This window comes from Actinoplanes sp. NBRC 101535, from assembly GCF_030269225.1.
Classification (GTDB): Bacteria; Actinomycetota; Actinomycetes; order Mycobacteriales; family Micromonosporaceae; genus Actinoplanes; species Actinoplanes rectilineatus.
In genome coordinates this window covers 711,277-736,161 of sequence record NZ_BSSY01000001.1, presented here as the reverse complement: position 1 = coordinate 736,161, position 24,885 = coordinate 711,277, and the positions used below count along the sequence as shown (strand labels likewise).

Genomic DNA, 24,885 nt, shown 5'->3' with positions numbered 1-24,885 from the left:
CTTGCGAAGGGTCATCTGATGTAGGCCAGGCCGTCGGAGATCACCGTGGGGCGACCGGCGGTGGCCTGGACGACGACGGCCACGGTGTGTTTGCCCGGCTTGAGGTCGCGGGTCCAGACGGCCTGGCGATAGCTCGTCTTGGACGCCTTCAGGTCGACCGTGGTGATCTTCTTGCCGTCGACGTAGATCGCCGCCTTGCCGGACTTGGCGGTCCTCGAGAAGAGCAGCGCGGCGCTGCGGCCGGTGAACGTCCAGGTCAGTTTCCGGTTCTTCACCTTGGCGGAGAGGGCCTTGCCGCCCAGGTGCGACTTTCCGGTGACCTTGGTCCAGGCGCCGGTCCTCTTCGCGGCGGTCTCGGCCGAGAGGACCACCGTGCGTGACGCCGACGACGCCCGGGTGTTGCCGGAGAGGTCCCGCGCGGTGACCGTGTAGGTGACCGCACCGGTCTTCACGCTCGGCGACCAGGACGTGGCGGTGACACCGAGCGTGGCGGCCTTGGGCTTGCTGACGGTGAGGCCGGTCAGTTTCAGGTTGTCCTTGGCGGTGAAGCTCGCCTTCACCGGGACCGCCGCGGCGCTGTACGTGCCGGTCCGCAGGCCGACCTCGACCGCCTTGCCGAACACCGGGGCGGTGACGTCGCCGTGGACCGTGGCGTTCACCGTCGCCGAGCCGGTCGTGGCGCTCACACCCCGGACCGCGACGGTGTGCCTGCCGGGCGGCACGGCGACCGACGCGCTGCGGACGGTGTTCGCCACCGTCCCGGCGACCGTGCCGTCGACCAGGATGTCGAAGCGGGCCAGGTCGGCCGAGGGGGTGATCAGCTTCCAGGCGAGGGTGGCCCGGTTCTTGACGTAGTACGCCCCGCCGGCGCTGCCGCCACCGGTCACCGAGGTGAGCGCCAGGCCGAGGACGGTCTGCTGGGTGAGGACCCGGATCGCCGGCAGCCGGGAGTACAGGTTGGCGCCGGGACAGAGCGTGGCGTCGGCGTCGCGGTGCCCGGCCAGGCGCTCCACGGTCAGCTGGTCGGTGGTCTGGTACTTGTCGTTGGCGACACCGGGACTGATCGTGACGGTGCTCGTCGGGTCGTAACCGTAGGTGCCGAGCCGGTTCGCCGCGAGCTGGGCGATCTTCGCCTCGACGGCACTGTTCGACGTCGCGGTCTCGTAGTCGCCGATCACCGACACGGCGGCGTAACCGGTGTTGAAGCCGACGGTGTGCGCGCCGACCACGGCATTCTGCACCCCGCCCTTGCGGCCCTCGAACAGCGTGCCGCACTTGTCGACCAGGTAGTTGTAGCCGATGTCGGAGAGCTTCTTGCTGGTCACGTCGTAGGTCTGGATGCTGCGCACGATCGCCGCCGACTCGGCGCAGGTGTAATCGTTGGTGGTCGCGGTGTGGTGCACCCAGAACACCTTGACCTCGGTGCCGATCGTGACGTCGCCGGTGATCTTCTCGTCGGCGCCCCACGCGGTCCGGCTGACATAGGCGGGAAACGGCGGCGTGACGACGTTGCTGGTGCCGATCTCCGCCTCCCCACCGCCCTGACCGCCGGTGGACGTGCCCGGGTCGATCAGGTCGAGACGCAGGCCGGACGGCAGCTCGCCGCCGCCGGCGAACCGGGCCGCGACACCGTCCGACGGCCCCACCCAGAGCGGTTCGGTGGCGCCCCGGCGGCCCGGGTTGGCGGCCTCGGCGGCGTCCGGGCCGGTGTCGGCGGCCTCGAGGGGCTGCCAGCCGGTCCACTCTCCGGTCGCGACGCTGCGGGTGCGGACCTCGATGTCGCCGGTGGGCGCGTCGTCCGGATCGGACCAGGTGACACCGAGCAGGCTGAACCGCTCGGTGGCACGCTGCGCCAGGTCCTTCTTCGCGGTCCGCTCGGGGACGGCCAGGGTGCGCAGCCGGCTCTTCGCCGCGGGCGGTGCGGTCGTCGCCGACGTTCCCGCCGGTGTCCTCGCCGTCGCTGTCGTCGTTGTCGCCGGCGCCGCGGCGGTCGTCGCGGCCACCGGCACGACGGCCGGCTGCGTCCTCTCGACCGCCAGTGCCGGTGCCGCCGCCGGCGGGGCCGCCGTGGGCCACATGGCCACCCCGCCACCCGCTGCCAGCACGGCCACCGCCGTACCCAGACCGATCGTCACCCGTTTGTGCATTGGCCCGGTTCCCCCGCGAAGATCGTCGATGTTGCGGGCGTGAACGCTACCGGACCGTCGTGTTCGCCACTAGTCCGTGGTGAGAGCTGTTACCGGACTGACCCGGGCCGCGCGCCGGGCGGGCATCACCCCGGCCAGCGCGGTCAGTGCCACCAGGGCGGCGAAGACCGCGGCCAGCTGCCACCCGGGCACCGTCAGCGGCGCGTTCAGGCCGGTCGCACGGACCGCCAGCCAGGCGTACGGGACACCGAGCGCGATCCCGAGTGCCGCGCCGACCACGCCGTACAGCGCCGACTCGGTGGTCAACATGGTGCGCAGTCCACCGCGGGACATGCCGACCGCCCGGAGCAGGCCGGACTCCCGGACCCGTTCGACGACCGACAGCGCGGTGGTGGCGCCCACCCCGACCACGGCGATCAGCACGGTCAGCCCGATCAGGGCGATCGCGATCGCCAGCACCACGGTCAGGTTGCCGCGGAGCTGGTCGCGCTGGTCGGCGAGGACCGCGACGCCGTACCTCGGGTCGCCGGCGGTGAGGTCGCGCAGGGCGTGCAGGCCGGCGGTGCGGGCCTGCTCCCCGTCCGCGGACGCGTCGGCGAGCAGCCCGGTGGGCGCCGCCTTCGCCCCGAGACCGGTCAGGTCGCTGCCGTCCACCACCAGACCGCTGTGCAGCGGACCCATGTCGGAGAGGATCCCGGAGACGGTCAGGCGTACCGTCCGGCCACCGGCGGTGACGGCCGTCGTGTCGCCGACCCTCAGGTTCGCCAGGTCCGCCACGGAACGGGCGATCACCGTCCGGCCGGGGCCGAAGCCGTCGATGGTTCCGGCGGCCAGGTCCAGGTCGGCCAGGCGGGGCAGCGCGGTCAGTGCCAGGTCGGTGGCCGCGGTCTCCACCCCACCGACCGTCGTGTCGATCCGCCGGTACGGGGTGACCCGGGTCAGCGCGCCACTGGCGGCGGCCCTCCCGGCGTACCCGGGCGGCAGTCCCGTGCCGTCCGAGGCGGACAGCTCGAAGTCGGCGGGCGCCGACGCGGCCAGTTCCCGTTCGGCGAGCACCTGGACCGACGCACCGCCGACGAGCGTCCCGGCGATCAGGGTGACACCGAGCGCGACCACCACCGAGACCGCGGCGGCCCGGCGGGCGCTGCCGCCCACCCCGCCGACGGCGAGCCGGCCGACCGGTCCGAGGCGGCGCAGCGGCCAGCCGGCCACCACGAGCACCGGGCGGACCAGCACCGGACCGAGAGCGATCAGGGCGATGTACGCGCAGGCGCCGGACGCGACGATGCCGAGCAGCAGCGGCGACGGGTCGAAGTCCTGCGCGTCCGGTTCGGGCAGGGCGGCCAGCACGACGGCGACCCCGCCGAGCGCGGCCGCGGTGAACAGCAGGCCGAACAGCCGGCGTCCCCCGCCGATGCCGGTACGGGCGCCGGTGGTGGCCGCGGTCCGCAGCGCCTCCAGGGGCGAGACCCGGGCGGCCGAGAACGCCGGGGCGAGCACGGCCAGGACCGTGATCAGCACGGCGAGCGCCACGGTCGCGGCAGCCGCGGCGAGCGGGAAGCCCGGCGATGCCACGTCCACGCCGAGGGCCCCCGCGGCCGGGCGGACCGTGTGACCGACGGCGAGCGCGGCGAGCACCCCGGTCAGGCCGGCGACCACTCCGGTCAGCAGGCCCTCCACGACCAGGGCGCGGACCAGCGCGGACCGGCCGGCACCGACCGCGCGGAGCAGGGCGAGCTGCCGCATCCGCTGGGCGAACACGATCCGGAAGGTGGACGCGGCGATCAGCCCGGCGGCGGCCACCGCCACCGCGACGAACATGCCGACCACCGCGAACATCTGGTTGATCTCGCTGACCATGGCCTGGGCCTCCTCGATGCGGACGTCCGCCCCCGTGGCGACCTCCGGCGCCTCCGGCCCGGCCACCACGGCCGCGATGCCCTCCCGGACGGCGGTGGCGTCGGCGCCGGCGTCCAGCCGGATCTCGACCCGCTGCAGGACGTCCTCGGTGACCAGGGCGGACACCGTGCCGAGCGGCGCGTACGCGGTGTCGCCGTAGTCCGACGACGGCTCGACCACGCCGACGATCCGGGCCGTGACCGGCGGTGTCTCGTCACCTGCCCGCAACTCGACCTCGGAGCCCGTGGTCAGCCCCAGCCGTTGCACGGTCCGTGGGGTCACCGCGAGTTCCCCGGCCGCCGCCGGGTACCGCCCGGACACCGGCGCGACCAGGCTGAGCGGCCCGGTTCCCGGGTCCGCGGCCACGGTCAGGTACTCGGCACCGGCCTGCACGCCGACCTCCAGCCGGCCGGCCGCCTCGGCCACCCCGGGCACCGCGGCGATCCTCGCGAGCTGGGCGCCGGTGACCGTGCCCTCGCGGACCACCAGATCGGTCGCCTCCGGGGTGCCGCTGAGCCCGTTGAGCAGGCTGCGTTCGGTGATCTGCTGGGCCAGCACGGTGGCGTACACGACGAACGACGCGACCAGCACCGCCAGGCCGGTGAGCAGCAGCCGGGCCGGGCGCCGGGACACCCCGGAGAGCTGGGTACGCAGCACCGGGTTCATCGGCCGGCCGCCAGGGCCTGCAGCGCCTCGGTGACCGCGGCGATGTCCGGCTGGTGGATCTCCCCGGCGAGACGGCCGTCGGCGAGCAGCACGACGCGGTCCGCGTACGCCGCCGCCCCCGCGTCGTGGGTGACCATCACCACCGTCTGCCCCAGGTCGCGGGTCGCGTCCCGGAGCAGGGTCAGCACCTCGGCGCCGGACCGGGAGTCCAGGTTGCCGGTCGGCTCGTCGGCGAAGAGCACCTCGGGACGCGACACCAGCGCCCGGGCCAGCGCGACCCGCTGCTGCTGCCCGCCGGAGAGTTCGCTGGGCCGGTGGGTCAGCCGACCGGCCAGGCCGAGCGTGGTGACCAGCCGGTCGAACAGCGCCGGGTCGGCCTTGCGCCCGGCCAGGTCGAGCGGCAGCGTGATGTTGTCCGCCGCGGTGAGCTGCGGCAGCAGGTTGAACGACTGGAAGACGAAGCCGATCCGTTCCCGGCGGGCCTTGGTCAGCACCCGGTCCGGCTGGGCGGTCAGGTCGGTGCCGCCGAGCATGACCCGGCCGGAGGTGGCGGTGTCCAGGCCGGCCAGGCAGTGCATCAGGGTGGACTTGCCGGAACCGGACGGCCCCATGATCGCGGTGAACCGGCCCCGGTCGAACCCGACGGTCACGCCGTCGAGTGCCCGGACCGCGGTGTCGCCGGCGCCGTACACCTTCACCAGGTCGACGGCCGCGACCGCGGCGAGCCCGTCACGGTCCGGGGCGGTAGTGGATGCGGGTCGGATATGCATGACGGGGATGCTGGTCGATCCGTTCGGCTGCGGCATCCGCCCCGCGGCGGGGATCGGCGCCGGCCCGGCTCTGCCTTTCGGCCGATGGGGAGCCGCCCCGGTGGTCCTACGCTGGGTGACGATGAACCGATACCTGCTGCGTGCCGGGCAGATCGCCGTGCTCCTCACCCTGGCGGTGATCGGCGCGGTCGACGTGGCCTCCGGCATGCGTTCCTCGTTCGGGCCGGTGCAGGTCCTGACCGCGGTGGCGGTGACCACGGTGTGGCTGCCGCACCGCCCGGTGGGCTCGCGGATCCTGCCCGGCGCGGCGATCGGGGTGTCGCTCTGGTCGATCCTGCTGACCCTGACCATGGCCGCGTCGTCCGACTACACCGGCGGCCTGTGGGGTCTGGCCGAAACGGTGTCCCTTCTCGGGATGCTCGTCCTGGTGGCCCGCAACGCCCCGCTCCGCTGGGCGGTGCCCGCCCTGGTCATCGGCGGCCTCGCGGTGAGTGCCATGCCGCTGCGGGTCGGCGGCTCCTCCGTCTACGTGACGTTCTGCCTGATCCAGGCGCTCGGCGCGGCCGCAGCGGTCGGCGGCGGGTCGATCCTGCGGTCGGCGGAGAACAGCCGGCGGCGGGCCCTGGACACGGTCCGCGCCGAGCAGCGCGCCGAGTTCGCCCGCGACCTGCACGACTTCATCGCCCACCACGTCACCGGGATCGTGGTGCAGGCCCAGGGTGCCCGGTTCATCGCCGAGCAGGACCCGCAGCGGGTGCTGCTCGCCCTGGAACAGATCGAGAAGGCCGGCGCCGAGACGATGGCGTCGATGCGGCGCATGGTCGGCGTGCTGCGCGACTCGCAGAGCCGCCCGGACGCGCCGCTCGCGCCGATCGCCGGGGTCCCCGAACTGGCCGTCCTGATCGAGCAGTTCGGGGCGGCCGGTGCCGTGACGGCGCGACTGCACGTGGACGGCCCGGTGGACGGTCTGCCGGTGGAGGTGTCGACGTCGGCGTACCGGGTGGTGATGGAGGCGCTCACCAACGTGCGGCAACACGCGCCCGCCGCGACGGTGGTGGACGTGTGGTTACGGCGTACCCCGCAGAATCTGCTGTTGAGAGTGGCCGACGACGGCCCGGCGCCGAAGCAGCAGGTCCCCCGCGACCGTCCGGGGTACGGTCTCGTCGGCCTCACCGAACGGGTCCGCGCGGTGGGCGGGCACATCACGGCGGGGCCGGGCGTGGGCGGCGGCTGGGTCGTCGACGCCGTGCTACCCCTGACTCTGGAGTGACTAGTGATCCGCGTTCTCATCGCCGACGACCAGGCCATGGTCCGCACCGGCTTCGGCATGATCATCGGCGCGCAGCCGGACATGGAGGTGGTCGGCGAGGCGTCCGACGGGGTGGAGGCGGTCGCGGCGGCCCGCCGGCTGCGGCCGGACGTGGCGCTGATGGACATCCGGATGCCCAGGATGGACGGTCTGGAGGCGTTGCGGCTGCTGGCCGGGCCGGGCGTGCAGGATCCGCTCAAGGTCGTGGTGGTGACCACCTTCGACCTGGACGAATATGTGCATCAGGCGCTGCGCAACGGGGCGGCGGGGTTCCTGCTCAAGGATTCCGGTCCGGCGCTGCTGATCGAGGCGGTGCGGGCGGCGGTCTCCGGCGACGCGCTGATCAGCCCGTCGATCACGGTCCGGCTGCTCGAACATCTGACCACACCGGCCGGTCCGTCCGACGACGGCGGGCTGTCCCCGCGGGAGCTGGACGTGGTCCGGCTGACCGCGCGGGGACGCACCAATGCGGAGATCGCCACCGAGTTGTTCATCTCGATCGGCACGGTCAAGACGCACCTGGGCAGCATCCACGGCAAGCTCGGCACCCGGAACCGGGTGGAGATCGCCGCGTGGGCCTGGGAGCGGCGGTTGCTCGGCTGATCTCCTCGGCGGGCTCGCACCCGCCGAGGACGGTGATCAGCGCGCGAGCTGACCGCTGGTCAGTTTCGCCGCCACCGGGGGCTCCGGCGGAGCCGGGTTGCGCGACAGCAACTGCTTCGCGGCCTGGCGTGCCGGTCCGAGGCGGTGCCGCGCGATCAGCTTCGCGCCGGCCCGCATCTGCACGGTACGCGGAACCGGCACCGTCGGCCGGTAACCGAACCGCGCGAGCCGGTCACCGAACGAGGCCTCACACTGCCGGATCTCCTCGTCGGAGAGCCGTCCCCGCCAGCTCTCCACCCGTTCGGTGGTCGGCGCCTGGTGGGTCAGCGTGTGCCAGGTCTTGTACTCCGGCACGGCGACCGAGGCGAGTTCGTTCGGCTTGGTCATCGCCGGGTCGTACTCCTCCTCGAGGAAGGAGCAGATCGCCCGCAGGTGCGGCTCCGGGTCGGCGACCAGGTCCTCGTAGCGCACCTGGTGGTAGACGTCCTTCGGGTACCGCCGGGCGGCCAGCAGCGACGCGTCGGCCGAGTCGCGCCAGTAGCCGAGCAGGGTGTCGAACTCGGCCGGCTTCCACGGGGTCTCCTTGAGGGAGGCCACACAGTCCCGGCCGTCACGCATGATGTTGATGATCTGCGCGTCCGGGAACAGCCGGAGGATCGTCGGCAGGTACCGCAGGTACATCGGCCGTTTGTCGCCCCAGCGCGGCTTGCCGAACCGTTCCGAGTACATCCGGAAGACGATGCCGAACGCCGAGCCCAGGGTGGGCGGGCCGGCGACGATCGCCTCCTCGGCTTTCTCGTTGTCCAGCCCCAGGTCGTCGAACTGCGACGTCCCGATGATCCATTTCGCCAGCGCGCGGCGTTTCTCCGGGTCGTTCAGGTCGCCGAACTGTGCCCGCTTCTTGTAGCCGTCGAGCAGGAACCTGGTCTCCGGCGGCAGTGCGATCCGGGGGTGCGCGTGCAACATCAGTTGCAGCATCGTCGTTCCGGAGCGCGGGCAGCCGACGACGAAGATCGGGCGGTCAGTGGGCATGGTGGCCCACCCTCACTGGGTGCGTCGTCCCCAGCGTCGTCATGTTGCTCCCCTCCAGGTCATCCCTTCGATCTTGATGACTTCGCAAACATTCCGCAAAAAGTCTGTGCCGTCGAGATGGGGGAGCTATCGACTAGCTGTGAGTTACCTGGCAATCTTGACGCCCATCGCTGTTTCGGTGAGGAAAAACCCCAGGTCACGGCCGGTACAGCCGCACCTGGGGAAGAGCGTCGCTTGTGGATCCGGTCAGGCGGCGACCGGATCGGGGATGCGGGTCTTGACAGACCGCGTGCTGAGCCAGCATCCGGCCACCACAAGCGTGAAACCGGCGACCGTGCCCACCCCGACCGGCTCGTCCAGCAGCGTCACACCGAGCAGCACCGCCACCACCGGGTTGACGTAGGTGACCAGACCGGCCCTCGTGGAACCCACCAGGCCGATGAGCCGGTAGAACGCCAGGAAGGCCACCGCGGTACACAGGACACCGAGAGCCGCCAGAGCGGCCCACGAGTCCAGGCCGACCGGCCCGGCGGGCAGGACCGTCAGGCTGAGCGGCACCAGCACCAGCGCGCTGATCCCGGTGGTGCCGACGCTCAGCGCCTCCGGCGGGACGTCCGCGGCACGCCGTTGCACGACGATGGTCGCGACCGCGTAACTGACCGCCGCCAGCAGCACCATCACCGCACCCAGCACGTCACCGGACAGATCCACGCCGAGCAGCACGACCACCCCGGCGAACCCCAGCGCCAGGCCCACCCAGCGTCCCGGGGTCAGCGGTTCGGCCCGCATCATCAGCAGGGCGATCACCGCGGGTTCGACGGCGATCAGGATGCCGGTCAGCGACGAGGTGATGTGCTGCTCGCCGTACGTGATGAGCAGGAACGGCACCACCACGTGCACCATCGCCAGCAGCGTCACCAGCGGGAGCCGGCCGCGCAGGGCACCGAGCGTGCCCCGCATCGCGGCCACCGGGATCAGCACCGCCGCGGCGACGGCCGCCCGGCCGGCCACCACCAGCAACGGCGACAGGTCCTCGATGGCCACCTTGATCAGCAGATACGGGATGCCCCAGAGCACGGACACCAGGGCGAAGAGGAGCCAGGCACGACGATTCACACCGTCAGCCTCGCCGCGTACCGTCATAAGCGGTAGTGGCCACTTCTTAACCAGGTCGTAAGGAATTCTGATGATCGATCCGCGACGGCTGCAGATCCTCGCCGAGGTGGCCCGGCAGGGCAGCTTCAACCGTGCGGCGGCGCGGCTGCGGCTCACCCCGTCAGCGGTGTCCCAGCAGATCAGCGCCCTCGAACAGTCCCTCGGCACCGCCGTCTTCGTGCGCAGCACCCGCGGCGTCACGCTGACCCCGGCCGGGCAGGTCCTCGCCGACACGGCCACCGCCGTCGCGGCCGAACTGCTCGCCGCCGAACGCGAGCTGACCCGGCTCGCCGACGGGTCCCGCACGCTGACCGTGGTCACCTTCACCACCGGCGGCCAGCGTCTCCTGCCACCGGCTCTGATCCGGTTCAACGCCGCCCACCCCGGCGTCGAGCTGACCGTGATCGAGAGCGAGCCGGCCGCCAGCCTGCCGTTGATCCGCAGCGGCGAGGCCGATCTGGCGCTGGTCTACCACCTGGACGACCGCCCGCCGGTGCCGCCCGGCCTGACCTGGACACCACTGATGGACGATCCGATGTGGATCGTGCTGCCGGCCGGCCATCCGCTGGGCGGACGGGGTTCGCTGAGCATCGCGGAGCTGGGTGACGAGCGCTGGGTGCACGGCTGCCTGGTGGTCGGCGATCTGGTCGAGCAGTACGCGACGGCGGCCGGCCTGACACTGCGGACCGCGTGCCGGGGAACCGACTACCACTTCGCGCAGCAACTGGTCCGGGCCGGTGTGGGGATCAGCATGATCCCTGAGGTGGCGCTGACCGCCGACCAGACCGGCCTGACCGCGGTCCGCCTGGAACCGCCGGGCCCGTGCCGCTACGTGGCGGCGGTGACCGCACGGCGGGCCGGCCGATCACCGCTGGTGGGGGCACTGCTGGAGGAGTTGCGGTGCACGGTGACGGCGTTGCCCCCGGCGCCGGCCGCGACCCGCGCCTGAACGTGGCGAGGGTCTCCACATCCATCCCAGATTGGAATAGATCAAGAGAAGAAGTTGATCTTAAACTCGGACGCTCAAGCTCCGAGGAAAGGCTCCACCGTGTCTCTCATCAACTCCGTCGTGAAGCCCTTCAAGGTCAACGCGTACCAGCAGGGCAAGTTTCTCCAGGTGACCGACGAGGACCTGTTGGGCAAGTGGAGCGTCATCGTCTTCTACCCCGGCGACTTCACCTTCGTCTGCCCGACCGAGCTGGCCGACCTCGCCGACCTGTACTCCGAGTTCCAGGCGATCGGCGTCGAGGTGTACGGCGCCTCCACCGACAGCCACTTCGCGCACAAGGCGTGGCACGAGACGTCCGAGGCCGTCGGCAAGGTGCAGTACCCGCTGCTCGCCGACCCGACCCTGCAGCTCTCCCGCAACTTCGAGGTGCTGATCGAGGAGGACGGCCAGGCCCTGCGCGGCTCCTTCGTGATCGACCCCGAGGGCAGGATCCGGACCATCGAGGTCAACGACACCGGCATCGGCCGCAGCGCCTCCGAGCTGCTGCGCCGGGTCAAGGCCGCGCAGTACATCACCGCCCACCCGGGTGAGGTCTGCCCGGCCAAGTGGGAAGAGGGCGCCGAGACCCTCACCCCGTCGCTCGAGCTCGTGGGCAAGATCTGATGCTCGACGCCGCCCTCAAGGCGCAGCTGAGCGCGTACCTGCAGAATCTGCGCACACCCATCGAGCTGGTCGCGACCCTGGACGACAGCAAGGCCGGCCGGCAGACCCGCGAACTGCTCGAGGACGTCCGCTCGGCCGGCGACAAGGTCACCGTCCGCGAGGACCCGGACGCCGACGTCCGCACGCCGTCGTTCCTGATCACCACGCCCGGTCAGGACTCCGGGGTGCGGTTCGCGGGCGTGCCACTCGGCCACGAGTTCACTTCGCTCGTGCTGGCGCTCCTGCACGTCGGCGGGCACCCGCCCCGGCACGACGCGGCCCTGCTCGACGCGGTCCGGGCCCTGCCCGGCCCGCTGCACTTCGAGACGTACTTCTCGCTGACCTGCCAGAACTGCCCCGACGTGGTGCAGGCCCTCAACACGATGGCCGCGCTCAACCCGCAGATCACGCACACCGCGATCGAGGGCGGCGCGTACGCCGCCGAGGTCGCCGAGCGCGAGGTGATGAGCGTCCCCGCCGTCTACCTCAACGGCGAACTGTTCGGCCAGGGCCGGATGGAGCTGGCCGACATCGTCGCCCGGCTCGACTCCGGCAGCGCCGAACGCGACGCCGCGCAGCTCACCGAGAAGGAACCGTTCGACGTCCTGGTGATCGGTGGCGGCCCGGCCGGCTCGACCGCGGCCATGTACGCCGCCCGCAAGGGCATCCGCACCGGCCTGGTCGCCGACCGCATCGGCGGCCAGGTGCTCGACACCGCCGGCATCGAGAACTTCCCGTCGGTGCCGCACACCGAGGGCACCCGGTTCGCGGCGGCACTCGAACGGCACGTCCGCGAGTACGACGTCGACGTGATGCCCCGGCAGAAGGCCGCCAAACTGCACCCGGCGGTCGACGCCGGCGGCCTGATCGAGGTCGAGCTGGAGACCGGCGCGGTGCTGCGCTCGCGGACCGTCGTGGTCGCCTCCGGCGCACGGTGGCGCACCATGGACGTACCCGGCGAGCAGGAGTACCGCAACAAGGGCGTCACGTTCTGCCCGCACTGCGACGGCCCCCTGTTCAAGGGCAAGCCGGTCGCCGTCATCGGCGGCGGCAACTCGGGCATCGAGGCCGCCATCGACCTGGCCGGCCTGGCCTCGCACGTCACCGTGCTGGAGTTCGCCGACGGACTGCGCGCCGACGAGGTGCTCCAGCGCAAGCTGAAGAGCCTGCCGAACGTCGACGTCATCACCGAGGCGCTGACCACCGAGGTCACCGGCGACGGCCGCAAGGTGACCGGGCTGAGCTACCGCAACCGGGTGGACGACTCGGTGCACACACTGCCCGTCCAGGGCATCTTCGTGCAGATCGGTCTGCTGCCCAACAACGACTGGGTCAGTGGCGTGGTCGAGACGAACAACCGGGGCGAGATCGTGATCGACGCCGCCGGTGCCACGTCGGTGCCGGGCGTGTTCGGCGCCGGGGACTGCACGACGACGCCGTACAAGCAGATCGTCGCCGCAGCCGGTGACGGCGCGAAGGCCGCACTCAGCGCTTTCGACCACCTGATCCGCACCGTTTAGAGCAGACCCGGTGCCGCGGGGTCCTACCCCGCGGCACCGGGCCGGGTCTCTTCTCCCCGCGGCGCCCACCGGAACAGCAGGAACGCCGCGAGAAAGCCCGCCGCGCCCACGGTCAGGGCGGCGGCGGTCAGCGAGCCGACCGCGGTGACCGCGCCGATCAGAAGCGGCCCGCCCCCGGCACCGACGTCCGAACACAGCCGCCAGGCGCTGAGGAATTGAGCACGACCCTCCCTCGGGGACACGTCCGCGCCGATCGTCATCATCAGGCCGGCGCTGAACCCGTTGCCGAGACCCATCAGCATCGCGATCAGGACCAGCCCGGTCAGACCGGAGGAGACCGGCATCAGCAGGTGGGCCAGGCCGAGCAGCGTCATCGCCGGGACCGCGGCCCACCGCCGCCCGAAGCGGTCCATCAGCCAGCCGGCCGGATAGAACAGCAGCATGTCGACGGCGCCGGACAGCCCGTAGATCAGGCCGATCGTGGCGGGTTCGAGCCCGAGACCGGCACCCCAGAGCGGCAGGATCGTCTGCCGTGCGGCGCGCAGGGCCCCGACGAGCAGCACGGCCACCCCGAGGGTACGCAGAGTCCGGCCGTTGTCCCTGAGCACCGTCCACAGCCGGGGCTGCGGTCCGCCGGGTGCGGTGATCCGGTCGTGGGTCACCGGCGGCAGCAGAATCAGCAGCGCCGTGGCCAGGGCCATCCCCACCAGCGCCACCACATATGCCCCGGTGAGCCCGATCAGGTGCATCGCCCCGGCGCCGAGGAACGGCCCGGCGAACACCCCAGCTCGGCTGACCCCGCCCAGGGTGGACATCGCCCGCGCCCGCAACGCCGGGTCGACGGCCTCGGTCAGGTACGCCAGGCGCGCCACCATCCACGCCGCCGACCCGAACCCGATCATCGCGACGGCCAGCCCGAGCAGCAGTACGTTCCCGGCGACCGCACCGATCGCCAGCGCGGGTACGGCCAGCGCGGCCGCCCCGATCATGGTGAGCCGTTCGCCGATCCGGGCGGTCAGCACGCCGGCCGGCAACGAACCGGCGATCTGTCCGATTCCGAGCATGCCGACGACCAGCGCCGCGGTAGCGGTGGACGCGCCGAGGTCGATGGCGGAGAGCACCACGACGGGGGCGACGGCGCCCAGACCGGTCGAGTACGCCGCGGACGGCAGGTAGACGGTCGTCCCCAACTGGCGCAGCGTGAGCCCCGTGGTGGTGCCGGTCATCAGCATCGATCCCCATGAAAATAAGTAACATCATTTACTGTTAACAACAATAAATTTACGCTCGTGAACATCCCGTCCCCCGAGGAGTGCTCATGAGACGTCGATTCATCCTTCCCCTCCTGACCGTCGCGGCCGTCGCCGGGTCACTGCTCACGGCCGTCTCCCCCGCGTCCGCGCACGGCTACATCTCCTCCCCGCCGAGCCGCCAGGCGAACTGTGCCAGCGGCGCGGTCAGCGGGTGCGGCGACATCGTCTACGAACCGCAGAGCGTCGAGGCACCCAAAGGCTCCACCCTGTGCAACGGCGGCGGCAGCCGGTTCACCGTCCTCAACGACACCGGCAAAGCCTGGCCCGCCACCACGGTCGGAACGAGCGTCACCTTCAACTGGGTGATCACCGCACGCCACGCCACCACGACATGGGAATACTTCATCGGCAACACACTGCTGGCATCGTTCAACGACGGCGGAGCACAACCCGGGGCGACCAAGTCGCACACGGTGAACATGGGCGGTTTCACCGGACGGCAGACGGTGCTGGCCCGGTGGAACATCGCCGACACGGTCAACGCGTTCTACTCCTGCGTCGACCTGACCATCGGAGGAGGCGGATCCCCGACCCCCTCCCCCACACCCACGGTCACGCCGACCGTCTCCCCCACGGCTTCCCCCACTGCCTCCCCCACTGCCTCCCCCACTGCCTCCCCGACGGTCTCCCCGACGCCGACCGGGACCCCGGGCACCACGACGTGGGCTGCGGGAACGGCGTACGCGGTGGGCGCCCGGGTGACCTACAACGGTGCGCCCTACCAGTGCCGGCTGGCGCACACCGCCCTGGCCGGATGGGAGCCGCCCAACGTGCCGGCACTGTGGACGGCGCTCTGACGACGACACCGGCGGCGCAGCACTGGAGTTGATCAATCCCCGCCGGCACACCGCACCCGAACGCCGGGAAACAGCGGAACCCCTGCGGCCGATTGATCAACTGCACTGCTCTCACCACCGGCTCTCACCACCGGCTCTCACCACCGTTCTCGGCTCGCGGGTGGACCGCAGTCGACGGCTGAGCCGACCGAGCCGTCAGCCACGGCTCTCCGGGAGGATGGCAATCAACCGTGGGCGACGGCCCAGCGCCACCCAGCCGTCGCCCACGGTCGTTTCCGACCCCCGGACGAACCACAACCGACGGCCGAGCCAACCCAGCCGTCACCCACGGCCGCCTCCGACCCCCCAGACGAACCACAACCGACGGCCGAGCCGGCCGGAACGCCACTCGACCTCTCCCGATCTCGGCGTCGGCCCCGAGCAGGCCGCGAGCGGCTGAACGGCGCCGACGCACGAGGCCACCGGAGACGGCGCCCGGCAGACGCAGCAGAATCGACGGTCATGTTCATAATCGACTCAAGCTCAGTGGCATGGGGGGTACGCTCGCCGGATGCCTGAGTTGATCACGCCGACGACCGCCCTGCACCGCGCCTGGATAGAGCAGCGCGACGAGTGGGGCCGGGGCGTACACCAGGACGGCGCCGGTCTGCGGCCGGACGACGACGTGGACTCGCCCGCCGGTTTCGAGGCCTGGGTTCGGAAACTCGCCGCCGAGGAGGATCCGTCGGTCGCACCCGTCCCGGGTTGGGTGCACTGCACCTACCGTTGGATCGTCGAGGACGGCCGTCTCGCCGGGGCGATCGCCCTGCGGCACGAACTGAACGACTTCCTGCTCGAGGCGGGCGGTCACATCGGCTACGGCGTACGCCCGTCGGCCCGGGGCCGTGGCCTCGCCGTCTGGGCCCTGGGCGCGATGCTCGACGTGGCCCGCGACCGGGGTTTCGACCGGGTCCTGGTGACCTGCAATGTCACGAACCCGGCGTCCGAGGCGGTCATCGTCCGCCAGGGTGGTGTCCTGGAGGACGTGCGGGAGACGTCCCTGGGCACCCTCAAGCGGTTCTGGATCACGCTACGTCCCGTCGCCGCATCACGATGACCGCGACGGTCAGGGCGGCGACCGCATAACCGGTGAGTACCAGGAGACCCGGCCCGGGCCCGAGCAGCCGGTCGTCCGGCACTGTCGACATCCCCTGGATGCCGGCGAGCGGCGGCCACCATTTCATCACCCAGCGGGCCAGTGCCACCGGCAGCGTGGTCATGAACATCGGTACGAGCAGCATCACCGCCGTGAACAGTGCCAGCGCACCCGCCGTCGAGCGGAACAGGGCACCCAGCGCCAGCCCGATCAGTGACGCCGCGGCGAGGAACACGCCCACTCCCAGCACCGATCGCGCCACGCCCGGGTCACCGAGTCGCGCCGACGGCGCGCCCTGACCGGCGAGCACCGGCTGCCCGGCCAGGAATCCGAGGAACCCGCCCAGGACGCCGAGCACGGCGGTCGGCACCGCGACCACCAGTGCTTTCGCGGCCAGTACCCGGCCGCGGCGGGGTGTCGCCGCCAGCGTCGAACGGAGGCTGCCGGTCGCGGTCTCCGTGGTGATCGCCAGGATGCCGGCCGTGCCGGCCACGATCTGGGTGATCAGGATGCCGGAGAGACTGATCCGCACCGGGTCGAAGGGGTCGCCGGGCTCCCACTGCCGGCCCTGGGCCAGCGAGAACAGGGCCGCGCAGCCGGCGGACAGGGCCACCATCGCCGCCAGGCTGACGGCGAACGACGGCAGCGACCGGAACCTGATCCACTCCGCCCTGATCATCGGTACTCCACACTGGTCGCGGTCGCCGACATGAAGACCTCCTCGAGGGAGCCGCGCCGGGGACCGAGTTCGGTCAGCACCGTCCGCGACGACAGGGCGAGTTCGCCGATGCGGTGCGCGCTCAGGCCGCCGACCTGCAAGGCCCCGTCGGTCGCCACGGTGACCTCGCCGCCCGCGGCCCGCAGTACCGCGCCGAAGTCCGGGCTGGACGCCCGGACGACGAGTTGTGCCCGGCCCACGAAACCGGTCAGTGACGTGTCCGCGATCAACCGGCCGCGGCCGATCACGACCAGGTGGTCCGCGGTCAGTTCCATCTCGCTCATCAGATGGCTGGAGAGCACCACCGTCCGGCCCTGCCCGGCGAGGTCACGCATCAGGGACCGGGCCCAGACGACGTCCTCCGGGTCGAGACCGTTGATCGGTTCGTCGAGCAGCAGCACCGCCGGGTCGCCGAGCAGCGCCGCCGCGATGCCGAGGCGTTGCCGCATGCCGAGTGAGAACCGCCCGGTCCGGCGTCCGGCGACCGCGGTCAGGCCGACCCGCTCGAGCACCTCGTCGACGCGGCGGGCCGGCAACCGGTTGCTCGCCGCCAGCGCCCGCAGGTGGTTGCGGGCGGACCGGTGCGGGTGCACGGCGTTCGCGTCGAGCAGCGCCCCGACCTCGCGCATCGGGTGCGGCAGGTCGAGGTACCGGCGGCCGCCGATCCGGACGCTGCCGGCGGTCGGCCGGTGCAGCGCCAGGGCGAGCAGCATCGTGGTGGTCTTGCCGGCGCCGTTGGGTCCCAGGAAGCCGGTCACCCGGCCGGGCTCGAACGTGCAGGTGAGGTCGTCGACCGCGACGGTGTCCCGGTAGCGTTTGGTGAGTCCGCGTAATTCCAGCATGGACGGATGCTGGCGGGCCCACCTGCGCCCGGCTCAGTGATCCTGGGAGTTCTCGGAGAGAGCCGGCAGCACGACGCGGAACGTCGCTCCTCCGCCGGCCGGTTCACGGACCTCGGCCCGGCCTCCGTGGGCGGCGGCTATCGACCGTACGAGAGAGAGCCCCAGGCCCGCACCGGATCCCGCACCGCGCGCCCGGGATCCCTCGGCCCGGTGGAAACGCTCGAAGATCAGCTCGGTGTGGCCGGGCGGCACGCCCGGCCCCTGGTCGGCGATCTCCAGGACCGCCTCGCCGCCCTCGCGGCCCACGCCGATCCGCACCGGGCTGCCGGGCGGCGTGTGGGCGTGCACGTTGCCGATCAGGTTGGTGACCACCTGCCGCAGCCGGGCCTCGTCGCCCCGCACCGGCGCGGGCCCGGGTGGTCCGGCGCCGCCGGGGCCGCTGAGCGTGACCGTGCGCGCCGGGTCGAGGGCGTGCAGGTCGTGGCGGGCGTCGGCGGCGAGGGTCCGCAGGTCCATCGGCTCGGGCTCGATCACCGGGCCGGCCGCGGGCTCGTCCAGGCGGGCCAGCAGGAGCAGGTCCTCCACCAGGGCGGTGAGCCGTCGTGCCTCGGTGTCGATCCGGCGCATCACCCGGTCCGGGTCGCCGGTGGCACCCATCAGGTGCAGCTCGGCCGAGCCGGCGATCCCGAACAGCGGGGTCCGCAGTTCGTGGCTGACGTCGGCGACGAACCTCCGCATCCGCTGTTCGGAGGCGGTCCGGTCGGCGAAGGCCCGCTCGATCTGGGCCAGCATCCCGTTGAGGGCCCCGGTCAGCCGGGCCATCTCGGAGCCGGGACGGCCGGGATCGGGCACCCGGTGGGTGAGGTCGCCACCGGCGATGGCCGCCGCGGTCTCCTCGATGGTCCGCAGTGGTCGCAGCGACGCCCGGATCGCGAACCAGCCGGCCACGCCGAGCAGCAGCACCAGCACCGTGGTGGTGAGCAGGCCGAGCAGCCGCAACCGGGTCAGGGTGCGGTCGACGGGATCCAGCGAGGCCGCGACCCGGACCGTGCCGCCGCGCTGGTGCGGCAGGATCAGGACCCGCCAGGACCGGACCTCGACGACGCCGCCGGTCACCGGTCGGCCCGGATCGTCGTACTCCACCGTGAGACGGTCGATCAGATCCAGCCCGGCCGGAGCCGGGTAGACCCTCGACCGGATCAGCGCGGGGTCGATCAGTGACGCGATCTGACCGAGAGCGATCACCTGGCGGTCGACCCGGCCGACCAGGTGCCGGCGCAGCTCCGCCAGCACGACCAGGTCACTGATCACGATCCCGGCCACCAACAGCACGACCATCACGGCCAACAGGCGGGCCCGCAGCGTGGTCACCGCCGGGCCACCAGGAGGTACCCCTCGCCCCGGCGGGTGCGGATCAGTTTCGGCTCACCGGTGTCGACCTTACGGCGCAGATAGCTGACGTACGTGTCGACGATGCTGCTGTCGCCGGCGAAGTCGTAGCGCCACACCTCCGTGAGGATCTCCGCCTTGGACACGACCCGCCCCGCATTGGCCATCAGGAACCGCAGCAGCCGGAACTCGGTCGGCGACAGGCGCACCGGACGGCCGGCCCGGGTCACCTCCTGCCGGTCGGGGTCGAGGACCAGGTCGGCGACGGCGAGCCCGGTGTCGCCGGAGCGCCGCAGCACCGCCTCGATCCGGGCGATCAGCTCTCGTAGGTGGAACGGCTTGGTCACGTAGTCGTCGCCGCCCGCGGTCAAACCGGTGATCTTGTCGTCGGGGGCGTCGCGGGCGCTGAGGAACAGCACCGGCACCCGGCAGCCGAGGGCCCGCACCCGGCGCAGCACCTCGAAGCCGTCCATGCCGGGCAGCATCACGTCGAGCAGGATCAGGTCGGGTGACTCGCGGGCCGCGGCGGCGACCGCCGCGGCACCGGTGGCCACCGACTCCACGGTGAAACCGGCGAACCGCAGCGCGTCGGAGAGCAACTCGCGCACGGTCGCCTCGTCGTCCACCACCAGAAGCCGCCGCATGGACCGACGCTACCGTCCACGTACGACGGAATCAGCGAGCCTGGGAGGACTCTCAGGCCCGGCGTTCCAGGAAGTCGTAGACGTCGCGGTTGTCCACCCCGGGGAAGGTGCCCGGCGGCAGCGCGGCGAGCAGGTGCGAGTGCACCCGGGCGCTCGGCCACGCGTTGCCCGACCAGCGGTCCACCATCGCGGCGGGCGCCCGGCGGCAGCAGTCCGGGTCGGGACAGGTCGAGACGGTACGCCCGGAGACGTCCCCGCCCCGGAACCAGCGGGCGTGTTCATAGGGTGTCCCGACCGTCACCGAGAACTCCCCGGACCGGGTCGACTCCACGTGGACCGTGCACCAGTACGTCCCGGCGACGGTGTCGGTGAACTGGTAGAACGACGAGTACGGGTCCTCCGCCTCGAACACCGTGCGCGACGCCCACTGGCGGCACACCGGCTGCCCCTCGATCGCCCCGGTCACGTCGGAGGGGAAACGGACGTTGTCGTTCTCGTACGCCTTGTAGACGATGCCGCTCTCGTGCACCCGGGCGAAGTGCACCGGGATGCCGAAGTGGTGGGTGGCCAGGTTGGTGAACCGGTGGGCGGCCGTCTCGTAGGACACCCCGAACGCGTCCCGGAAGTCGTCGATCGCCAGGGCCCGGTCGGCTTTCGCCGCGGTCAGGAAGTCGACCGCGAACCGTTCCGGCATGAGCAGCGCCGCCGCGAAGTAGTTGACCTCGACCCGCTGCCGCAGGAAGTCGCCGTAGTCGGCCGGGTCGTTGTGCCCGAGCACGAAGTGTCCCAGTGTCTGCAGCACGACGGCCCGCGGGTCGTGGCCCTTGCCGCTGGCCACCTGGGGCAGGTAGATCCGGCGGTTCCGCAGGTCGGTGACCGAGCGGGTGGAGGTCGGCAGGTCGTTGACGTAGTGCAGGCTGAACCCGATCTGGGCGGCGATGTCGAGGATCCCCCGCTGGGACAGCGGGCCGGTCGCGTGGCGTACCGAAAGAAGAACCTCGGCGGCCGCACCCTCGATCTCGGCGAAGTAGTTGTCGCGCTCGCGCATGTCGGCGCGCAGCGCCGCGTTGGCGCGCCGGGCCACCTCCGGGGTGGCGCTCTGTTCGGCCCGCACCCGGCCCAGTTCGCGGTGCAGCCCGATCAGCGCTTCCAGGGCGTCGGCCGGCAGCCTGCGCCCGGCGCGTACCGGCGGCAGGCCGAGTGCCGCATAGGTCTCGCTGTTCTGCAGGCGGGCCAGTTCGATCTCCAGCCCGGCGCGCCGGCTCGGCGCCTCCGGCCGGAGAAGATCCTGCAGGGGTACGCCGAGAGCGCCCGCAATCGCCTGCAGCACCGACAGTTTCGGCTCGCGCCGCCCGTTCTCGATCAGCGACAGCTGGGACGGCGCCCGTCCGGCGGCCGCGCTGAGCTGTTCGAGCGTCAGTCCCTTGGACCGGCGCAGGTGCCGTAGCCGCTGCCCGAGGGTCACGAGATCGATGTCGGTCGGTGAATCCGTCACGGCTTTTGACGCTAGCAGAATTTCCGCACTTCTTCTGCCGACAAAGGCCTTCAACGACGGCCCCGGGTCCCCTGAAAGTGGAGTTCTTCTGAAAGAGAGGGCACTCCGATGACCGACACCAGAGGCGGTACCGCTGCGGACCTCACTCGGGCCTGGGCCGGCGACCCGCGATGGACCGGCGTGACGCGCGACTACACCGCGCACGACGTCGTGAAACTGCGCGGCACCCTGCAGGAACGGCACACGCTCGCCGAGCGCGGCGCCGACCGGCTGTGGAACCTGCTGCACTCCGAGGACTACGTCAACGCGCTCGGCGCCCTCACCGGCGGCCAGGCGACCCAGATGGTGCGGGCCGGCCTGAAGGCGATCTACCTGTCCGGCTGGCAGGTCGCGGCGGACGCCAACCTGTCCGGTCACACCTACCCGGACCAGTCGCTCTACCCGGCGAACTCGGTGCCCGCGGTGGTCCGCCGGATCAACAACGCGCTGCTGCGCGCCGACCAGATCGACACCGCGGCCGGCCGGCACGACCGGGACTGGTTCGCGCCGATCGTCGCCGACGCGGAGGCCGGTTTCGGCGGCCCGCTCAACGCGTTCGAACTGATGAAGGCCATGATCGCGGCCGGCGCGGCGGGTGTGCACTGGGAGGACCAACTGGCCAGCGAGAAGAAGTGCGGGCACCTGGGCGGAAAGGTCCTCGTCCCGACCCAGCAGCACATCCGCACGCTCAACGCGGCCCGCCTCGCCGCCGACGTCACCGGCGTGCCGACCCTGGTCATCGCCCGCACCGACGCGCTCGCCGCCGACCTGCTCACCACCGACGTCGACGAACGCGACCAGCGGTTCCTCACCGGCGAACGCACCGCCGAAGGCTTCTTCCGGGTGCGGCCGGGCGCCGGGGCGGCGATCGCCCGCGGTGTCGCGTACGCCGGCTACGCCGACCTGCTCTGGGTGGAGACCGGCAAACCGGATCTGGAGTTCGCCAAGCGGTTCGCCGAGGCGGTGCACGCCGAGCACCCCGGCAAGATGCTCGCCTACAACTGCTCGCCGTCGTTCAACTGGAAGCGCAACCTGGACGACGCCGACATCGCCCGCTTCCAGAAGGAGCTCGGTGCGATGGGCTACAAGTTCCAGTTCGTCACGCTGGCCGGCTTCCACGCCCTGAACCACTCGATGTTCGACCTGGCCCGCGGGTACGCCGAGTCCGGCATGACCGCGTACGTGAAGTTGCAGGAGGCCGAGTTCGCCGCCGAGGCCGACGGATACACCGCGACCAAGCACCAGGCCGAGGTCGGCACCGGTTACTTCGACGCGGTCTCCACCGCGCTGAACCCGTCGTCGTCCACCACCGCCCTGCGCGGCTCGACCGAGACGGAGCAGTTCTGACATGGGCTTCCCCGAAGAGATCACCCTCACCGGCGACCGCCACCCGGAGATTCTCACCGACGAGGCGCTGACGTTCATCGCCGCGCTGGACCGCGAGTTCGGCGCCCGCCGCGTCCAGCTGCTGGAACGCCGGCGCCGGCGCCGGACCACCCGGGTGGACGAACTGGACTTCCTGGACTCCACCCGGCACGTCCGCGACGACCCGTCCTGGCAGGTCGCGCCGCCGGCGCCCGGCCTGCTGGACCGGCGTGTCGAGATCACCGGACCACCCGAGCGCAAGATGACCATCAACGCGCTCAATTCCGGCGCTCGCGTGTGGATGGCCGACTTCGAGGACGCGACCTCGCCGACCTGGGAGAACGTGATCCTGGGGCAGGTGAACCTGCGCGACGCGCTGGACGGGACGCTTGACTTCACGGCGGCGGACGGCCGGATCTACGAGGTCAAGTCCGAGATCCCCACCATCATGGTCCGCCCGCGCGGCTGGCACCTGCCCGAATGCCACCTCCGGATCGGCGGCCGGGCCGTCTCCGCCTCACTGTTCGACTTCGGCCTCTACCTGTTCCACTGCGGACAGCGGCAGCTCGCCCGCGGCAGCGGACCCTACTTCTACCTGCCGAAACTGGAGTCGCACCTGGAGGCCCGTCTCTGGAACGACGTGTTCGTCTTCGCCCAGGACCATCTGGGCATCCCCCGCGGCACGATCCGGGCCACCGTGCTGATCGAGACGGTCAACGCCGCCTTCGAGATGGACGAGATCCTCTACGAGCTGCGCGAACACTCGGCCGGACTGAACGCGGGCCGCTGGGACTACCTGTTCAGCATGATCAAGAACAGGCCGGACGTGGTGCTGCCGGAACGGTCCCAGGTCACCATGACGACACCATTCATGCGCGCGTACACCGAACTGCTCGTCAAGACCTGCCACCGCCGCGGCGCCCACGCCATCGGCGGGATGGCCGCCGTCGTCCCCAGCCGCGACCCGGTCGCCGCGAAACGCGCCCTCAACCAGGTCCGCCAGGACAAACGCCGCGAGGTCGGCGACGGCTTCGACGGCTCCTGGGTCGCCCACCCCGCCCTGGTCGCCACCTGCCGCGAGGTCTTCGACCAGTGGCTCGCCGCCGAACCGCACCAGATCGTGCGCAAACGCGACGATGTCCGGGTCACCGCCGCCCAGCTGCTGCAGGTGCGGTCCGGCGGTGTCACGGTCAGCGAGGTCGCCCTGCGCACCAACGTCAGCGTCGCCCTGCGTTACATCGCCGCCTGGCTCGGCGGGCGCGGCGCTGTCGCCCTGAACGGCCTGATGGAGGACGCCGCCACCGCCGAGATCTGCCGCGCCCAACTCTGGCAGTGGATCACCAACGGCACGCCGACCGACGACGGCATCCCGGTCACCGCCGCCCTGGTCACCCGCATGCTCCGCGAGGAGCTGGACGTCCTGGCCGAGACCGGAGCCCTGGACGAGGACGAGACGCGCCGCTTCCACCAGGCCCGCACCCTGCTCACGGTCCTGACGACCGAACGGACGTGCCCGGAGTTCCTCACCCTGCCGGCATACCTACGGCACCTGTCGGCCGCTCCGGTCGCCGCCCACGCCCCTGTCGCGGCGTGACGGCGAGGCGGCACAGAGGGTTGTCGGGACCCTCTGTGCCGCCGCCCCCACTCTCCGCCCCCGACCCGCGGCGATCCCGGTGCGCCGGCCACCCCGGGCGGTGGCTGCTGCGCCCCGATCAGCGTCGCGGTACGGTCAACGGCGGTCCTGCCAGGTGCACAGGCACACCTTGTTGCCCTCCGGGTCGGCGAGGACCCAGAAGCTCGGGGCGTTCTCGTCGGTCACCAGGGTGCCGCCCGCGGCCAGCGCGGCGTCGATCCGGGGCTGCACCTGGGACGGGTCGAGCCACAGGTCCGGGTGCCAGTGCTGCCGCGGCTCGGTGTCGCCGGACTCCTGGAACCACACCGTGGGCACCGTGCCGTCGGCCTTGCGGACCTCGTCGCCGAAGCCCTCGGCGGAGCGCTGTTCGGCGCCGAGCACGGCCGCCCAGAACGGCGCGACCGCCTTGGGGGCCGGGCTGTCCAGCGCCATCTCGACACGGGACGGCCCGGCCGGGTCCAGGGCCACCCCGGCCTCGGCTGCCAGCTCACTGATCCGGGTCGCGAGCCGGATGTCGCGCCCGGTGACCACGTCCACGTCGTGACTCCAGAGGCGCACGTCCACGTACGTGTACCGCAGATCCAGATCCGGATGGTGGTCGGCTTCCTCGGCGGCCGCCCCGATCGCCGCGACCAGCGCCAGGCCGGTCGCGAAGTCCCCGGTCGTCAGCCGCGCGTTCAGTGTGCCGAGCAGGTAGACCCACCCGTCCGGGGTGCGGGCGGCGATCTCGGATCCGGTCAGCTTCGTCATGCCCCCATGCTCG

At 71.8% G+C, this 24,885-nt stretch carries 21 protein-coding genes; 9 read left to right on the top strand and 12 right to left on the bottom strand.

Annotated features, from left to right (window positions below):
- Nucleotides 1-11: 11 nt before the first annotated feature.
- The 3 genes from QSK32_RS03145 to QSK32_RS03135 form a co-directional block, all read right to left on the bottom strand.
- On the bottom strand, nt 12-2,147 hold the full coding sequence (locus tag QSK32_RS03145) for an N-acetylmuramoyl-L-alanine amidase (RefSeq protein WP_285471152.1): 2,136 nt from the start codon (nt 2,145-2,147) through the stop codon (nt 12-14).
- A 69-nt stretch (nt 2,148-2,216) separates the two neighbouring features.
- Nucleotides 2,217-4,712 carry an FtsX-like permease family protein gene (locus QSK32_RS03140; RefSeq protein WP_285471151.1) on the bottom strand — a complete coding sequence of 832 codons (2,496 nt, stop codon included), beginning with the start codon at nt 4,710-4,712 and terminating at the stop codon, nt 2,217-2,219.
- Entirely contained in the window at nt 4,709-5,482 is a 774-nt protein-coding gene (locus QSK32_RS03135; RefSeq protein WP_285471150.1) for an ABC transporter ATP-binding protein, read from the bottom strand. Before QSK32_RS03135 ends, QSK32_RS03140 begins: the two co-directional genes overlap by 4 nt.
- Before the next feature lie 121 nt (nt 5,483-5,603).
- On the opposite strand from QSK32_RS03135, the gene QSK32_RS03130 reads away from it, so the two are divergent.
- Nucleotides 5,604-6,752, top strand: coding sequence for a sensor histidine kinase (locus tag QSK32_RS03130; protein ID WP_052721017.1), 1,149 nt, complete (start codon nt 5,604-5,606; stop codon nt 6,750-6,752).
- A 3-nt stretch (nt 6,753-6,755) separates the two neighbouring features.
- Nucleotides 6,756-7,394, top strand: coding sequence for a response regulator (locus tag QSK32_RS03125; protein ID WP_285471149.1), 639 nt, complete (start codon nt 6,756-6,758; stop codon nt 7,392-7,394).
- Between the two features lie 36 nt (nt 7,395-7,430).
- Here QSK32_RS03125 and QSK32_RS03120 read toward each other — a convergent pair whose 3' ends face one another.
- Nucleotides 7,431-8,426 (bottom strand): sulfotransferase family protein, encoded by a 996-nt coding sequence (locus QSK32_RS03120; protein WP_045746366.1) that lies wholly within the window; start codon nt 8,424-8,426, stop codon nt 7,431-7,433.
- Between the two features lie 246 nt (nt 8,427-8,672).
- Nucleotides 8,673-9,542 carry a DMT family transporter gene (locus tag QSK32_RS03115; RefSeq protein ID WP_045746367.1) on the bottom strand — a complete coding sequence of 290 codons (870 nt, stop codon included), beginning with the start codon at nt 9,540-9,542 and terminating at the stop codon, nt 8,673-8,675.
- Between the two features lie 70 nt (nt 9,543-9,612).
- On the opposite strand from QSK32_RS03115, the gene QSK32_RS03110 reads away from it, so the two are divergent.
- The 3 genes from QSK32_RS03110 (at nt 9,613) to ahpF (ending at nt 12,752) form a co-directional block, all read left to right on the top strand.
- Entirely contained in the window at nt 9,613-10,530 is a 918-nt protein-coding gene (locus tag QSK32_RS03110) for a LysR family transcriptional regulator (protein ID WP_045746368.1), read from the top strand.
- 99 nt (nt 10,531-10,629) lie between these two features.
- On the top strand, nt 10,630-11,193 hold the full coding sequence (ahpC, locus tag QSK32_RS03105; protein ID WP_045746369.1) for an alkyl hydroperoxide reductase subunit C: 564 nt from the start codon (nt 10,630-10,632) through the stop codon (nt 11,191-11,193).
- Nucleotides 11,193-12,752, top strand: coding sequence for an alkyl hydroperoxide reductase subunit F (ahpF, locus tag QSK32_RS03100; RefSeq protein ID WP_045746370.1), 1,560 nt, complete (start codon nt 11,193-11,195; stop codon nt 12,750-12,752). The genes ahpC and ahpF overlap by 1 nt, the downstream gene beginning before the upstream one ends.
- Before the next feature lie 23 nt (nt 12,753-12,775).
- Here the strand turns inward: ahpF and QSK32_RS03095 are convergent, their stop codons facing one another.
- On the bottom strand, nt 12,776-13,978 hold the full coding sequence (locus QSK32_RS03095) for an MFS transporter (RefSeq protein ID WP_045746380.1): 1,203 nt from the start codon (nt 13,976-13,978) through the stop codon (nt 12,776-12,778).
- A gap of 92 nt (nt 13,979-14,070) precedes the next feature.
- On the opposite strand from QSK32_RS03095, the gene QSK32_RS03090 reads away from it, so the two are divergent.
- Both QSK32_RS03090 and QSK32_RS03085 read left to right on the top strand, forming a co-directional pair.
- Nucleotides 14,071-14,862, top strand: coding sequence for a lytic polysaccharide monooxygenase (locus tag QSK32_RS03090; RefSeq protein ID WP_285471148.1), 792 nt, complete (start codon nt 14,071-14,073; stop codon nt 14,860-14,862).
- Between the two features lie 550 nt (nt 14,863-15,412).
- On the top strand, nt 15,413-15,958 hold the full coding sequence (locus QSK32_RS03085; RefSeq protein ID WP_285471147.1) for a GNAT family N-acetyltransferase: 546 nt from the start codon (nt 15,413-15,415) through the stop codon (nt 15,956-15,958).
- Here the strand turns inward: QSK32_RS03085 and QSK32_RS03080 are convergent.
- From QSK32_RS03080 to QSK32_RS03060, 5 genes are read right to left on the bottom strand one after another with little or no spacing between them, the layout of a single operon-like run.
- Complete coding sequence (locus QSK32_RS03080; RefSeq protein WP_285471146.1) at nt 15,927-16,676, bottom strand: hypothetical protein; 750 nt, start codon at nt 16,674-16,676, stop codon at nt 15,927-15,929. The genes QSK32_RS03085 and QSK32_RS03080 overlap by 32 nt on opposite strands.
- The gene (locus QSK32_RS03075; RefSeq protein WP_285471145.1) at nt 16,673-17,557 is read right to left on the bottom strand and encodes an ABC transporter ATP-binding protein; all 885 of its coding nucleotides are present in this window, start codon (nt 17,555-17,557) and stop codon (nt 16,673-16,675) included. The genes QSK32_RS03080 and QSK32_RS03075 overlap by 4 nt, the downstream gene beginning before the upstream one ends.
- 33 nt (nt 17,558-17,590) lie before the next feature.
- Complete coding sequence (locus tag QSK32_RS03070; RefSeq protein WP_285471144.1) at nt 17,591-18,928, bottom strand: sensor histidine kinase; 1,338 nt, start codon at nt 18,926-18,928, stop codon at nt 17,591-17,593.
- Nucleotides 18,925-19,590, bottom strand: a complete 666-nt coding sequence (locus QSK32_RS03065; protein WP_285471143.1) for a response regulator transcription factor — start codon at nt 19,588-19,590, stop codon at nt 18,925-18,927. Before QSK32_RS03065 ends, QSK32_RS03070 begins: the two co-directional genes overlap by 4 nt.
- A gap of 52 nt (nt 19,591-19,642) precedes the next feature.
- The gene (locus QSK32_RS03060; protein WP_245673972.1) at nt 19,643-21,085 is read right to left on the bottom strand and encodes an XRE family transcriptional regulator; all 1,443 of its coding nucleotides are present in this window, start codon (nt 21,083-21,085) and stop codon (nt 19,643-19,645) included.
- A 108-nt stretch (nt 21,086-21,193) separates the two neighbouring features.
- On the opposite strand from QSK32_RS03060, the gene aceA reads away from it, so the two are divergent.
- Entirely contained in the window at nt 21,194-22,471 is a 1,278-nt protein-coding gene (gene aceA, locus QSK32_RS03055; RefSeq protein ID WP_045742885.1) for an isocitrate lyase, read from the top strand.
- A 1-nt stretch (nt 22,472) separates the two neighbouring features.
- Nucleotides 22,473-24,083, top strand: coding sequence for a malate synthase A (gene aceB / locus QSK32_RS03050; RefSeq protein WP_285471142.1), 1,611 nt, complete (start codon nt 22,473-22,475; stop codon nt 24,081-24,083).
- Between the two features lie 135 nt (nt 24,084-24,218).
- On the opposite strand, the gene QSK32_RS03045 is transcribed toward aceB, so the two are convergent.
- Nucleotides 24,219-24,872, bottom strand: a complete 654-nt coding sequence (locus tag QSK32_RS03045) for a 4a-hydroxytetrahydrobiopterin dehydratase (protein ID WP_045742887.1) — start codon at nt 24,870-24,872, stop codon at nt 24,219-24,221.
- Nucleotides 24,873-24,885 lie beyond the last annotated feature (13 nt).

Bases quoted from the DNA above. Each gene is read 5' to 3' on its own strand.
- ahpF (WP_045746370.1), top strand. From the start codon at position 11,193: ATGCTCGACGCCGCCCTCAAGGCGCAGCTGAGCGCGTACCTGCAGAAT.
- QSK32_RS03075 (WP_285471145.1), bottom strand. From the start codon at position 17,557: ATGCTGGAATTACGCGGACTCACCAAACGCTACCGGGACACCGTCGCG.
- QSK32_RS03135 (WP_285471150.1), bottom strand. From the start codon at position 5,482: ATGCATATCCGACCCGCATCCACTACCGCCCCGGACCGTGACGGGCTC.
- aceB (WP_285471142.1), top strand. From the start codon at position 22,473: ATGGGCTTCCCCGAAGAGATCACCCTCACCGGCGACCGCCACCCGGAG.
- QSK32_RS03145 (WP_285471152.1), bottom strand. From the start codon at position 2,147: ATGCACAAACGGGTGACGATCGGTCTGGGTACGGCGGTGGCCGTGCTG.
- QSK32_RS03130 (WP_052721017.1), top strand. From the start codon at position 5,604: ATGAACCGATACCTGCTGCGTGCCGGGCAGATCGCCGTGCTCCTCACC.
- QSK32_RS03095 (WP_045746380.1), bottom strand. From the start codon at position 13,978: ATGACCGGCACCACCACGGGGCTCACGCTGCGCCAGTTGGGGACGACC.
- aceA (WP_045742885.1), top strand. From the start codon at position 21,194: ATGACCGACACCAGAGGCGGTACCGCTGCGGACCTCACTCGGGCCTGG.
- QSK32_RS03045 (WP_045742887.1), bottom strand. From the start codon at position 24,872: ATGACGAAGCTGACCGGATCCGAGATCGCCGCCCGCACCCCGGACGGG.
- QSK32_RS03120 (WP_045746366.1), bottom strand. From the start codon at position 8,426: ATGCCCACTGACCGCCCGATCTTCGTCGTCGGCTGCCCGCGCTCCGGA.
- QSK32_RS03065 (WP_285471143.1), bottom strand. From the start codon at position 19,590: ATGCGGCGGCTTCTGGTGGTGGACGACGAGGCGACCGTGCGCGAGTTG.
- QSK32_RS03085 (WP_285471147.1), top strand. From the start codon at position 15,413: ATGCCTGAGTTGATCACGCCGACGACCGCCCTGCACCGCGCCTGGATA.
- QSK32_RS03110 (WP_045746368.1), top strand. From the start codon at position 9,613: ATGATCGATCCGCGACGGCTGCAGATCCTCGCCGAGGTGGCCCGGCAG.
- QSK32_RS03140 (WP_285471151.1), bottom strand. From the start codon at position 4,712: ATGAACCCGGTGCTGCGTACCCAGCTCTCCGGGGTGTCCCGGCGCCCG.
- QSK32_RS03080 (WP_285471146.1), bottom strand. From the start codon at position 16,676: ATGATCAGGGCGGAGTGGATCAGGTTCCGGTCGCTGCCGTCGTTCGCC.
- QSK32_RS03090 (WP_285471148.1), top strand. From the start codon at position 14,071: ATGAGACGTCGATTCATCCTTCCCCTCCTGACCGTCGCGGCCGTCGCC.